Here is a 14,174-nt window from a genome sequence, read left to right on the forward strand (position 1 = left end):
GCAGAGATAGTATATCGCTATCCTATGACACCGCCTTATCATTTGGGCTAACCCTCATGTAATTCAGAACGATTTAAATCTATTACTCTTCCTCCTTGGATACTTCCTTAGAGTAAGACTACATTTTTATTTTAACACCTATTACAAATATTATCAATTATTACTTATACATTGAAAAACACTTTAACTTTGTATACAATTAATTGGGACAACCATATAAAATATGAGAAATAGATTAACAAAATACTAGAAAGGATATTAATTATGGGAAATTTGATTTTATCAATTAATGTAGTTTTACCACTGTTTCTTACCATGGCTTTAGGATATGTATTAAAGCGATTGAAAATGTTTGATGACAATACTCTAAAGGTTATGAATAGTATCACCTTTAAGGCTTTTTTGCCTCTATTGTTATTTTATAATATATATAAAACAGATTTAAAAGGAGCTATAAATCCGAAACTTATTTGCTTTGCACTTATAAGTGTTACCCTTACCTTTATAGTACTATGCATTCTCATTCCCCTTATTGAAAAGGATAATAAAAAACGTGGTGTTTTGATACAAGGTATATTTCGTAGCAACTTTATAATATTTGGTCTACCTGTAGCATGTTCCCTATTTAGTGAGGACAAAGTTGGTGTTGTAGCTATACTAATAGCCACTGTTGTTCCTTTTTTTAATATGTTAGCAGTGATATCCTTAGAAATTTTTAGATGCGGAAAGCTAGATATTAAAAATACTCTAAAAGGAATTATTACTAATCCTTTAATTATAACATCAGCAATTGGACTATTATTTCTTATCTTTGGAATAAAACTTCCAACAGCTATTGAAAAATCCATAAGTGATATATCACGAATTGCTACACCTCTTTCCCTTATTTTACTTGGTGGTTCCTTTTCTTTCACCGATGTAAAAGCTCACTTGAAACAAACTATTATAGGTGTAACTGGTAGACTTATTGTAGTTCCTAGTATTCTTATGCCTATAAGTATATGGTTAGGTTTTAGAGATATAGAACTTATAGCGTTAATGCTTATCTTTGCATCCCCTACTGCTATTTCTTCCTTCACTATGGCTCAAAAAATGGATGGTGATAGTGAATTAGCTGCCCAAATAGTAGTATTTACTTCAGCCTTTTGTATACTTACAGTATTCCTGTGGATATTCACATTAAAACAGTTTAGTTTAATTTAGGGGATAGATTAAATATATAGTTGGACTATGTAAAAATAATCCGTCAACATGTTATAGATTGTATATTCTATCACTATAGTTTTCAACAGAACCATTATTAAAAGAACTGTATGAAAATAGAAGCACTTATTTCTATTTTCATACAGTTCTTTCAATTCTTAATTATATTTTAATGATGGTCACATCCATCATGATTACAAGTATGATTCATAGCGAATTCTGATAACTCACCATTTTTAAGCTTCTCTAAGTTTGTATTTATAGTTCCTTCTGCTGCTCTATATACCTTTATTCCTTGGGAGTTTAACTTAACTATAGCCCCTTGACCAATACCACCTACAACCACAGCATCTACTACTTCTCCTGATAATGCTTTCATTGGTTGACACATACCATGCTGATGACCTAAATCACCATTTCCTATAGTCTTAACCTCATTAGTTTCTAAATTACATACTACAAACATTGGAGCTGTTCCAAAGTGTCCATATGGTACACTCTCCATACCTTCATTAGATTTAACTGGAAAACAAACCTTCATTACTCTTCCTCCTTTAATCTCTCTTTACAGCATTTCTTTACCACCTTACAATTTTTTTCACATTGTAAAGCATGAAAGCTCTCTAAACTTACATTAAACTTATCATCTATTGAGCATATGTCATCAGTAATTAATACATTAATAAATTCTATAGCTTTTTCTAAAACTTTCTTATTTAAGTCATAGATTACATGATATCCTCTTTTGTAACCTACAATTAAATCTACTTCCTTAAGAATTTTAATGTGTTGTGATACTGCAGCTTCAGAAATTTGTAAATGCTTAGCTATTGCCTTTGCACAAATATTCTTCTTAGATAATAATATTAGTATTTTTATCCTTGTCTCATCACCAATAGCTTTAAAAACTTTTACACTTTCTATCATATATACTCCTTTTATAATATAATTTAATTAATCATTAACTTAATTAAATTATATTACTCTTAAGTGATTATATCAACTACAAATTAAAATATTCTATACAATAATTAAAGTTATTTTCTTTTAGCCCCTTTATATGCTCCAATACCACCTCTAACATTAATCACATTAAACCCTTCTTTAGTCAATCTCCTACAAGCAAGTGAGCTTCTCGAACCTGTTTGACACATAAGGTAATATTCATCTTCTTCTTTAAGATATCTATCTGGATTGTTTAAAAGATTTCCCATTGGAATATTTCTAGCTGTTTTTAAACTTCCATTTCTATATTCATATATTTCTCTAACATCAATTAAATTAATCTTACCTAACAAACTATCTATACCATTAATACTTATTACTTTTCCATTATCCCTTTTTAAAAAGTTAAACATTGTAATGCCTCCCTATATATGATAACTCAAAATCTGCTTTTTATTATACATATATTTTACCCTTTTTAATATTTTATTTATGTGAGTTAATCACTTATTGTTTATTATTAATGGTCAGATGGATTTTGCAGTCACTAAATTTAGATTTAACTAATTTTCATATAAAATGTAATAAAAAAATAAGAACTATAAAACTGAAAGTTTATAGCTCTTATTTTTTAACAGCCTAATGTTATATATTGTCTTCTTTCTATTTTAGTGCTTCACATATAATTGATTCATGAAAATCAATATTCAATATATCCATGAAGACTTCGTCAAACTCATTATTTCCATATATAATAGAGTTTCTTCTTCTTCCTATCTCTTTAAAGCCAATCTTCTTGCATAAGTTAATGGCCCTTTCATTAAAAGAAAAAGTCTCTATCATTATGTTTCTAAGATTTATCACATTAAAAGCAAAATCCAATATTAGCTTTGTTGCTTCTGTTCCTATACCTTTATTTCTATGATTCGAATCTCCAATAAACATTCCAAGAACAGCATTTCTGTGTATGTGGCTTATTCTCATAAGCCTTATGACCCCTATAGCCTCGTCGTTTTTAGAGTCAACTATATAGAAGGCATATCCTCTCTCATTCATACTATTTAAATACTCTCTTTGAGCATCAACTGTTATCATATCTGATATATCTCCAGTTCTTAAGGAAACCCTCAAGTCATTACTCCATTGAGCTACCTTATCTGCTAGTATATCATCCACTGGAGAAAGATAACATTTATCTCCAACTAATTTCTTTAAAAATTTCATCATATCTCACTTTCTTTTATGCATACTAAATCTATTGTATTTTACGGAAACTCCTTCTCATATATATTCGAATGAGTAAGTTCAACTAACTAAATCATAGATTTAGAGTCTCACTTAAGTTCCACTGACCAAATATAAAATTTGGAGTGATGTTGCTAAAGCAACCTTTCGCTTTGCTCTCGAAGAAACTCCTTCTCACATGCGTTCGAATGAGTAAGTTCCACTGACCAAATATAAAATTTGGAGTGTCACTTATATTTCGTAGATTTCTCCGTATTTTTTATTTAGGTACTCTAAGAAATATTTAGGATTTAACTCTTCTCCTGTTACTTTTACAATAAGCTCCGATGGAGTATAAAGAGATCCAAACTGATGTATGTTTTCTCTTAACCAATCTTTTATCACTGCAAAATTACCATTTTTAACTTCTTCGTCATAGGTAGGTATATCTTGTCTCATTTTATTTAAAAATTGGGCTCCATATACATTACCAAGAGCATAGCTTGGGAAATATCCAATTAAACCTGCACCCCAATGAGTATCTTGAAGAATTCCTTCTGAATCATTTTTAGGCTCTACACCTAAATATTCCTTGTATTTTTTATTCCAAGCAGCTGGCAACTCTTCTACTGTGATTTCATTATTCATGAAAGCTCTTTCTAACTCATATCTAATTATAATATGAATACTGTAAGTTAATTCATCTGCTTCTGTTCTAATTAAAGAAGGTTCTACCTTATTTATAGCTTTATAGAAATCTTCTAAATTAACTCCTTCAAATTGAGGGAATCTCTTTTGAGCCTCTGGATAAAAATAAGCCCAAAATTCCTTACTTCTTCCTAGAATATTTTCATAGTATCTAGATTGTGATTCATGTACACCCATAGAAGTTCCACCTGAAATACCTGTATATTCTAAATCATCTGCTGAGTTTTGCTCATAAATACCATGTCCACCTTCATGAATATTGCTAAATAAAGCACTTCTAAAATCATGTTCATCATAATTAGTTGTTATTCTAACATCTTTATTTCCGAAGTTAGTTGTAAATGGGTGAATAGTAGTATCTAGTCTTCCTGCCTCAAAATCATATCCTAATTTTTCTAAAACAAATTTACCAAATTCATCTTGATCTTTGATAGGAAATTGCTTTTTAAAGAAGGACTCGTCTATACTTACCTTAGAGGCTTTAATCTTCTCTAAAAGCTCCACTATACCATCCCTAAGCTCTTTAAATACTTTATCTACCCTATCTACAGTCAATCCTCTTTCATAATCATCTAAGCACTTATTATATATATTTCCTTCATATCCTATATATTCAGCAAATTCCTTATTAAACTCTATTATCTTTGCTAGATATGGCTTAAAGCCTTCATAATCATTGTTAGCCTTAGCTTGTTTCCAAAATGCTTCTGATGTTGAACATAACATTTGATACTCTTTATTTCTTTCAGGTGGTATCTTTATAAGTTCATCATAGTTTCTTTTTAAATTTTCTATAATCTTTTTATCCCTGAAAGATAATTTGTCCATTTTATCTGAGAAATACTCTATCCATTCCCCTATTCTTGGAGAAGTCATAAGTTTTATACACTCTGAATATAGATATCCCACTACTTCAATTCTTCCATCTATAGCTTTAGATGGTATTCCTGTTTGCATATCCCAATGTATTAAGCTTTCTGCATGAATTAAATAAGTTACGTTTTTAATATGCTCCTTTACTTCATTTAATTTTTCATTAATAATCTCCATTCTCCCCACTCCTTATAACTTGTATTACATAATTTTCGTTGTACTAATTATATCTTTATTTTCAATATAATTCCATAGTTATTTATTAAATTTATATATTATTGCTTTATGCTACTTATTTCATTAAAAAACTTTATTCAATTTATACACCTAATTTTTAATCACATTAATTTCCTTCTAAAATTATTTATAATCTAATCATAATTTTGTCACACAGATGTCACAATATACCCTTATTATAAATATCAACAGGAGATAATAAATATTTCGTAAGTAATTCCCCAAGATTATATAAGAGATAATTAATTTCCTAATATTTAAAGCAAATAAGTTACACCCTGGAATAAGTATCTCCACTTTTAATATTACTTTTTAGTAATATTAAAAGTGGAACCCCTAAGTATTAAGTAAAAAGTACTTCATAAATAATCCCCCGATTATAAATGAAGCTAAAAATTAACCCCTCAAATAAGAAAACCCTGTGTAAATCACAGGATTTTCTTATTTACATTGATTTTGTAAATTTTCTTGATTATAATGAATATAATGTAAAGCAATGGTTTTAATTTATAACTCATTACTTTATGTTTCTAATTAATCTTGTTAATAATAAGATTAATTCATATATAATATGTGAAATTAAAACATATACTAAATCAAAGATTGAAAGGAGAATAAATTATGAAAAAAGGTATGAAGGTTTTCCTTCCTATAATAATTATTGTGATTATTATTGCTGTATTTTTAGTTGGAAATTACAATAATCTTGTAACTCTTAAACAAGGAGTTAGTGCAGCGGAATCAAATATTGATACTCAGCTTCAAAGAAGATCAGATTTAATCCCTAACCTAGTTAATACAGTAAAAGGATATGCAACTCAAGAAAAGGAAATATTTACGGAAATAGCTGATGCTAGGGCTAAACTTGCAGGAGCTACAAATATCTCTGACCAAGCAGCTGCAGATACTGAACTATCTAACGCTCTTTCTAGATTGTTAGTAGTGGTTGAAAATTATCCTGACTTAAAATCTAATCAAAATTTCTTAGATTTATCAGTGCAATTAGAAGGAACAGAAAATAGAATTGCCATTGCTAGACAAGATTATAACAATGTAGTAACAAATTATAATACTAAAATCTTAAGATTTCCTACCAACATAATTGCTTCATTATTTGGATTTGACGAGAAACCATTTTATAAAGCAAGTGCAGGTGCTGCAGAAGTCCCTTCTGTAGACTTTTCTAAATAAAGATGAAGAGTGCAATTAAATTTTTAAAACACTGTCTTTCTTTGCTTATTGTTATACTACTACTCTCTTCTTTTAGTGCATTAGCACAGGATACTTATCCTAGTCCAACTGTATATAAATATCTAAATGACTATGTAGGTATTATAGATAATGAAGATGCCAATAAAATTGTTTCTCTAGGTAAGGAGCTTGAGGATAAAACAGGTGCTCAAGCTGTAGTTGTTGTAATGAACACCCTAAACAATACTCCAATTGAAGATTATAGCAATAGTCTCTTTAGAACCTGGGGAATAGGTGAAAAAGGCAAAGATAATGGTCTTTTAATTCTTGTAGCCATAGATGACAGGGAGTGGAGAGTAGAGGTAGGAAGAGGTCTTGAAGGTGCAATACCTGATGCACTTTCAAGTAGAGTTATGACTTCCATCGCAAAACCAAGTTTTAAAAGTGGAAATTATAGTGAAGGAATTCTAAATAGTTATAGTGTTTTATGTGATTATGCTAGTAAAGAATACGGTGTCACCTTAGATAAGTCTTTGAATGTGACAATGCCTAGTGAAGAAAATTATGAGGATAATGATGGTTTTAATATATTTATATTTATAGCTATCATCATCATTGTATTTATAGATTCCATCTTCAATAGGGGTAGATTACTACGAATGTTGTTTTGGACTAGTAGAGGTGGAAGAGGTCCTAGAGGTGGCGGTGGCTTTGGTGGCTTCGGCGGCGGTGGTTCTTCCGGTGGCGGCGGCTTTGGCGGCTTCGGTGGAGGTTCTTCCGGTGGCGGTGGATCATCTGGTAGTTGGTAGTTATAAAAAAAGAGAACAAGTTCATTTTTTCAATGAATTTGTTCTCTTTTTTTATTAAAGTTATCATTTAATTTAAGCTACTAAGGTAATAACCTTTGTAAATACTAACACAGCAAGTAGTACTCCTACTGCTACTCTGTATATAGCAAATACTCTCATAGGCTTTTTCTTTAAGAAAGTAACAAATTTGTCCATAACTATTATTGATACAACAAAGGCAACAATAAACCCAACTATTAATGCAACCCATAAGGTTGGAGTCATAATAGAATAGTTAAATTCAAATAAATCTTTAGCTGATGATCCTACCATTGCAGGTACTGCTAGGAAAAATGAGAATTCTGCTGCTACTGGAGTGGAGAGCCCTGCAACCCAACCTCCCATTATGGTAGATGCACTTCTTGACATTCCTGGCCATACAGCAAGAACTTGGAATATTCCTACCTTTAATGCCTGCATAGGTGTTATATCATCTATGTTTTTAACAGCTTTACTTTTTCTCTTTCTAAAGAAGTTTTCCACTATAAGTAGTAAAAATCCTCCTACTAATAATCCAACAATTACTGATTGAAGATTAAATAAACTTTTAATTTGCTTATAAAAAATTACTCCTACTATTCCCATTGGAATACATCCAATCAATACATTAATTCCAAATTTAAATCCAGTTTGACCCTTCTTACCAAATGTGAATATGAATTTAAAAAATTCTATTACACTATCCTTAATCTTATTCCAATATAATACCACTACTGCAAGTATGGCCCCTAGTTGAATAACTACCTGAAACATATCAGCAAACTCACCACGGAAGTTAATAGCATTACCAACTAATATCATATGTCCTGTAGATGAAACTGGAATAAACTCTGTTAACCCTTCTACTATTGCAATAATTATTGCCTTTAATATAAATATCAAATCTAAACCCACTAATTTTCACTCCTTGCTACTTGTACCCATTTTTGACATACATATAGTTTACCTTACATGTATAAATAGAACAAGAGGATAACCTTACATATATCTTTCAATGATGTAAGGTTGTCCTCTCTAACACCTATAAACCTTGTATTTACACAGGTCTTGTAATTTTAAATTTTATGTTAATTAAATATTATGTATATTTAATTTCAACTTCTTTATCATATTCTTTAAACTTTATCCATCCTCTTTTAGATATGTATTTTAAATAAGTTACTAATCTATATAGCTCTCCATCTACATTTTCTTTATAAATTTCTGCCATGAGCTTTGCAATATCATAAACAGTTCTATTTCCATCTATATACTTCCATACTGTAGAACATCTCTCATCTAGTTCTAATTTAGTTTCAGGAGTTCTTTTAACCATCCAAGCTAGAAACTTTTTAACTGGATCAGTAACTTTTATATGGATAACAACTTTACCATCTTTTTCTTCCCAATTTTGTTGTTTAATTTCAGGTACATAAAGGGCAAAATTATGCTTTGTATCTTGAGCTTGTTTTTCTATTTCTTCTTGCTTTTTCTTATTTTTCATGCAAAATTCCTCCTAACTTATTTATAACTATTAAATATAAGATATTCTTTAATTCATTTTATTATTCTTTATTATATAAATTAATTTGTTACCAATTATTAAAATCGCTTGTCCACAGATAGACTTTACCTGTGGCAAAGCGATTTTAAGTTGTTTTATGATTTACTATTTAACGGCTTTGTCTTTTTTACAAGAGAACATGTAAATCCATAATCCTAGTAATAAGAACATTACACAAGCAAATAGATTACTTTGAGTTATTCCTGTTAAGAAATTCTTACCGAATGCTATATTTACATTAGCAGCTACTAATCCAGCTACTACTATACCCATCAATGCATCTCCTGCAACTAAACCTGATGCAAGAAGAGTTCCTTTTTCAACAACTTCTCCTCTTCTATCTTGATCCTTAGCAAATTTTCTCTCAACGATTTCTCTGATTATTCCACCAACTAAGATAGCAGCATTTAAAGTTATTGGAAGGTATATACCTAGAGCTACTGGTAATACTGCTATTCCAGCTAATTCACAGAATAATGCAATTGCAGCACCAATTATTATTAGTGTCCATGGCAATTGAGCTGTCATAATACCTTCAACTATCATTTTCATAAGTGTAGCTTGAGGCGCTGCTACATCTGCAGAACCTATTCCATAAGCAGTATTTAACATGTTAATTACAAGTGCTGCAAAAACTCCTGCTACTGAAAGTGCAATAAACATTCCTATTTGAACCTTTTTAGGAGTACCACCTATAATAAATGTAGTTTTTAAACTTTGTGCTGCTCCACCAGCTACTGCTATAGCGACACAAACAACTCCACCTATTAGTACTGCTTTAGTCATATACTCTTGGCTTACTCCACCAGTTAATTTAATTACAGTAGTTACAAATAACATTGTAGCTATAGTCATACCAGAAACTGGGTTGTTTGATGCTCCAATTATACCAACCATTCTAGCTGAAACAACAGCAAAGAAGAAGCTGAATAAAACTGCCATGATTCCACCTACAAATCCACCATTAACCATTGGTAATAACCAAGTTAATGCAAATCCAAAAGCAGCTGCTAGAATAACCCAAGTAAGAGGTGCTTCTAAATCAATTCTACTTACTTTATCATTTTTACCTGCACCTATTCCACCCATAGCTTGTTTAAAACTTGTGATAATAGTAGGAATAGACTTAGCAAGAGAAATAAATCCTCCCATTGCAACAGCTCCAGCACCTATATATTTAATATAGTTAGCCCAGATTTCGTTAGCACTCATTTCAGCTATAATTTTAGTAGCTGGGAATAAAGGCTCTGCTAGTCCAACTCCTAAGAATTTGATTAATGGTATAAGTGCAAACCAAGCTATAACAGAACCACCAAACATAAGTAATGATGCTCTAGTACCAACTATAAATCCAACACCAAGAAGTGATGCTAAAGTGTCAAATCCCATCATTGTACCTTGATAACTTTTAATAACATAAGTAGCTTGCTCTCCCCAAAGTGCAAATCCACCTGAGAAAAGTTTATATCCAGCTCCTACTCCAAGACCAGTCATGACTGTTTTGAATCCTTGTCCACCTTCACTACCAGTTACAAGAACTTCAGCTGCAGCCATACCTTCTGGATAAACTAAATTTCCGTGTTCTTCCACGATTAAGTATCTTCTAAGGGGTGTAATGAAAAATACTCCCATAACTCCACCAATTATTGTAACAATAACAACAGTTAGAATACTTAATTTTAATCCCCATAAAATTAATGCTGGTAAAATAAATATAATTCCCCCGGCAATGGATTCTCCCATAGCAGCTAAAGATGCTACCATGTTTGCTTCTAAAATGTTATTTCTTCTAAACATTCCTTTTAATACTCCAGTTGCAATAATAGCACCTGGAATACCAGCTGATATTGTCATACCAACTTTCAGACCAAGATATGTGTTAGCTGCTGCAAAAACGCATGCTAAAATAATACCTAAAATAATTGAATAACCTGTTGTTTCTGGCATTGCCATTGATGTTGGAATAAAAGGAACATATTCTTCACCTTTGCATCCACCATAAGCACTTTGAGATAATTTTCTTTTCTCTTGGCTCATAAATTTTTTCTCCTCCTTTGTAACTCTTTAACAAGGCACCCTAAAAAAGCCACTAATTACTATGTTTAAAAGTTTAATTTATCTACAAGCTATATCTTTATCTTTAATTAATACTATTGATAAAAATATAAACACATTAACTAGTACTCTTCAGGATGCCTAAATCAAATTGTTTATTTTTATATTAAATATCTAAAGTAAAATTTACCTTAGGCATTTATTTAATATTTTCTAATAGTGCTTTTATAAAATTCCATACTCTTTCAACAGATGATATACTCATATGTTCATTTGGAGTGTGTACATCAAATAAATTTGGTCCAAAGCTAATCATATCTACATCTGGCATTTTTTCTTTTAAAAGTCCACATTCAAGTCCTGCATGGATAGCATCTATTTTTGGTTCTTCACCAGTAACATTTTTATAAGTTTCTATACATAAATCTCTTATTGGTGAGTTTGGTTCATACTGCCATTCTGGATAATCAGAATCATTAATAACCTCAGCACCAACTAATTCTGCTACAACATCTATTCCATCTGTAATGGCATTTTTTAATGTTTTTACAGAGCTTCTCACTGCAGAAACAAAGGTAACTTTTTCTTCACTAAATTCTATAACTCCTAAGTTAATACTACTTTCTACTAACCCTTTAATATCTTCACTCATAGTTTGAATTCCATTTGGAGCTACTACTAAGTAAGAAACTATTTTTTCAGTTACTTCCTTAGTTAATTGTTTGCTAGTTTCTGATTTTTCAACTATTACAGTTACATCTGGATCTTGTATTCTTAACTCAGTTTTAAATATTTCTAATGATTTTGTAGCTATTTGTTTAACTTTTTCTACATCCTTAGCTGCTACTGTAATTGTAGCTTCTGCTTCACGAGGAATTGCATTATTTTTAGCGCCTCCACTTATATGAGAAATATTAAAATCTACCTCTTTTGATATAGCATTTAATAATCTTCCCATAAGTTTATTAGCATTTCCTCTTTGTTTTATTATTTCCATACCAGAGTGTCCACCTTTTAAACCTTTAACTTCTAGTTTTAAAGCTTCATTAGAGGCATCTTCCCATTGAGTATTTATATTTACATAGTTAGTAACTCCACCAGCACAGCTTACAAGGAATATTCCTTCTTCTTCTGAGTCAATGTTTAATAATATTTTTCCATCAAGATTTTTAGGATCTACTGCTATAGCTCCATACATACCTGTCTCTTCACCTGTAGTAACAAATAGTTCTATAGCAGGATGTTTTAACTCTTTTGAATCTAAAATAGCTAATCCATAAGCTACTGCTATTCCATTATCTGCTCCTAGTGTTGTTCCATTAGCATAAAGATAGTCCCCATCGATTCTAAGCTCTAATGGATCCTTTTCAAAATCATGTACCTTATCCTTATTCTTTTCACAAACCATGTCCATATGACCTTGGATTGTTACTACTGGTGCATTTTCATATCCTTGAGTAGCAGTTTTTTTAATGATTACATTTAACTCATCATCTTGTATTACTACAAATCCTCTTTCCTTACCAAAGTTAGCCAAATAATCGCTGATAACCTTTTCATTGCCTGAACCATGAGGTATTTTAGTTAATTCTTCAAAATAGCCTAGAACCTTTTCTGGATTTAATCCTTTTAATATAGACATAAAAATCCCTCCATTTTTTTGTATTTACTTTATAATTAATATGTACTTTATATATATTTCAATATATATTTCAACATTTTATTACGTTCTTCGACTTGCAAATTTATATTAATTTTATACTTATAAATTTATAAAGTCAACATATATAAAATAATTATTTTTGAAATATTACCTATAACCCATTTAATAATTCATTTAAATTTTTTATATTTTATATAATTAAAAAAAGTATTTATAAAAATAGTATTATTTATTATTTCTTAAAATATAATTCTATATAATACCTATGTTAATAGAAAGAATTTATGCTACCTTTTTATAACAACTTTTTCTAATCTCATAATTATTATATCTTTTATGAATTAATTTCATACATTTTAACCTAAGAAAAGCAACATACTCTTTACATTTTAATAGTATATTGCTTTTTCTTTTATATTCTAATATTTTAATATGTCGTTATTCTATAATTACTTTGATCAATGGCTTCAATGAATTATATTTATAAATAGTGTAATAATTGCAGAATTTACGAAATCTATGAATAAGCATCCTACAATTGGTACGACAAAATATGGGGTAGGTGCAAATCCAAATTTATTTGAAAGTGCATCCATATTAGCTACAGCATTAGGTGTAGCTCCCATTCCAAATCCGCAGTTTGCAGATGCAAAAACTGCCGCTTCATAATCTCTCCCCATAATTCTAAAGGTTACAAAATATGTAAATATACCTATGAGAATTGTTTGTGCTATTAACATAACAACCATAGGAATTGCTAAATCTAGAAGTTCCCATAACTTTAATCCCATAAGAGCCATAGATAAAAAGAAGGATAAGCTGATACCTCCAAGATTTTCAATTTCTTTTTCTACTAACTCAATATTTGTGGCATCACAAATATTTCTTATAATTGCAGCCACAAGCATAGCTCCAATATAAGATGGAAAAGTTAAACCAATTCCCTGAATAAAATTAGATATTATAGATCCTATTCCCATTGCTATAAAGATCCAAGATGCACCTGACATTAATCTTTTATGACATAGTATATCTTGATTATCTTCATTAAAATCTCCTAGTGGCATACAGGTATTATCATCATCCTCCTTCATAGGAGTATTAAGCTTATGACGTATAATTAATGTTCTAGCAACCAATCCTCCAATTATACTTCCCATAACCAGTCCAAAAGTCGCAGAAGCAAAGGATACAGTTGTAGCACCTGCAATTCCCATTTCTTCTAGAATAGGTCCAAATGACCCCGCTGTACCATGTCCCCCTATCATAGGAATAGAGCCTGTACAAATTCCTAATAAGGGTTCTAAATTAAACAAGGTTGCTAAAGCAACTCCAACTGTATTTTGTAGAATTACTAAAAGCACTGATAAAATTAAGAATGTTAATACTTTTATACCACCTTTTTTTAATATTCTAATACTAGCCGTAAACCCAACACTAGTGAAAAATGCAGTCATAAAAATATTTTGTAGAGTTGTATCTAAATTAATAGTGATAAATCCTGTCAGCCTAAATATAAGCATAAGTATTGCAAAAATAAGACCTCCTACAACTGGTGCAGGTATGCAATACTTTTCTAATATAGATATTTTTTCTTTTAAATATTTTCCAAAATAAAAAACCATAGAAGCTAATGCCATTGTTTGAAATATGTCTAATGTCAATTCCATAAATTTATCTTTCC

General features: G+C 30.4%; 11 protein-coding genes and 1 pseudogene. 3 read left to right on the forward strand and 9 right to left on the reverse strand.

Translation table 11 applies throughout. The features are described from left to right. The first annotated feature begins 264 nt into the window (after positions 1-264). Entirely contained in the window at positions 265-1,203 is a 939-nt protein-coding gene (locus B2S02_RS07630; protein WP_346877244.1) for an AEC family transporter, read from the forward strand. A gap of 169 nt (positions 1,204-1,372) precedes the next feature. On the opposite strand, the pseudogene B2S02_RS18240 reads toward B2S02_RS07630, so the two are convergent. From B2S02_RS18240 to B2S02_RS07655, 4 genes and pseudogenes are all read right to left on the reverse strand, one after another. Then, positions 1,373-2,130 (reverse strand): annotated as a pseudogene (locus B2S02_RS18240) (metalloregulator ArsR/SmtB family transcription factor). Positions 2,131-2,240: 110 nt separating this feature from the next. Beyond that, complete coding sequence (locus tag B2S02_RS07645; RefSeq protein WP_346920489.1) at positions 2,241-2,561, reverse strand: rhodanese-like domain-containing protein; 321 nt, start codon at positions 2,559-2,561, stop codon at positions 2,241-2,243. A 250-nt stretch (positions 2,562-2,811) separates the two neighbouring features. Beyond that, the gene (locus tag B2S02_RS07650; protein WP_346920490.1) at positions 2,812-3,375 is read right to left on the reverse strand and encodes a GNAT family protein; all 564 of its coding nucleotides are present in this window, start codon (positions 3,373-3,375) and stop codon (positions 2,812-2,814) included. Positions 3,376-3,624: 249 nt separating this feature from the next. Beyond that, positions 3,625-5,130: a carboxypeptidase M32 gene (locus B2S02_RS07655; protein ID WP_346920491.1), complete on the reverse strand. Its 1,506-nt coding sequence runs from the start codon at positions 5,128-5,130 to the stop codon at positions 3,625-3,627. A gap of 681 nt (positions 5,131-5,811) precedes the next feature. Here B2S02_RS07655 and B2S02_RS07660 point away from each other — a divergent pair. Beyond that, positions 5,812-6,381 carry a LemA family protein gene (locus tag B2S02_RS07660; protein WP_346847318.1) on the forward strand — a complete coding sequence of 190 codons (570 nt, stop codon included), beginning with the start codon at positions 5,812-5,814 and terminating at the stop codon, positions 6,379-6,381. A 2-nt stretch (positions 6,382-6,383) separates the two neighbouring features. After that, positions 6,384-7,190 (forward strand): TPM domain-containing protein, encoded by an 807-nt coding sequence (locus B2S02_RS07665; protein WP_346878496.1) that lies wholly within the window; start codon positions 6,384-6,386, stop codon positions 7,188-7,190. A gap of 72 nt (positions 7,191-7,262) precedes the next feature. On the opposite strand, the gene B2S02_RS07670 is transcribed toward B2S02_RS07665, so the two are convergent. The 5 genes from B2S02_RS07670 to gltS form a co-directional block, all read right to left on the reverse strand. After that, entirely contained in the window at positions 7,263-8,123 is an 861-nt protein-coding gene (locus B2S02_RS07670; protein ID WP_346877242.1) for an undecaprenyl-diphosphate phosphatase, read from the reverse strand. Between the two features lie 184 nt (positions 8,124-8,307). Beyond that, positions 8,308-8,712, reverse strand: coding sequence for a PqqD family peptide modification chaperone (locus B2S02_RS07675; protein WP_346847315.1), 405 nt, complete (start codon positions 8,710-8,712; stop codon positions 8,308-8,310). A gap of 165 nt (positions 8,713-8,877) precedes the next feature. Further along, on the reverse strand, positions 8,878-10,809 hold the full coding sequence (locus B2S02_RS07680; RefSeq protein ID WP_346847314.1) for an OPT family oligopeptide transporter: 1,932 nt from the start codon (positions 10,807-10,809) through the stop codon (positions 8,878-8,880). 217 nt (positions 10,810-11,026) lie between these two features. Beyond that, positions 11,027-12,469 carry an aminoacyl-histidine dipeptidase gene (locus B2S02_RS07685; RefSeq protein WP_346920492.1) on the reverse strand — a complete coding sequence of 481 codons (1,443 nt, stop codon included), beginning with the start codon at positions 12,467-12,469 and terminating at the stop codon, positions 11,027-11,029. Between the two features lie 488 nt (positions 12,470-12,957). Next, a complete protein-coding gene (gene gltS, locus B2S02_RS07690; RefSeq protein WP_346847312.1) occupies positions 12,958-14,160 on the reverse strand; it encodes a sodium/glutamate symporter in 1,203 nt (400 codons plus the stop codon). Positions 14,161-14,174 lie beyond the last annotated feature (14 nt).

This window comes from Clostridium sp. UBA7339 (assembly GCF_002470865.1).
Taxonomy (GTDB): domain Bacteria; phylum Bacillota; class Clostridia; order Clostridiales; family Clostridiaceae; genus Clostridium_J; species Clostridium_J sulfidigenes.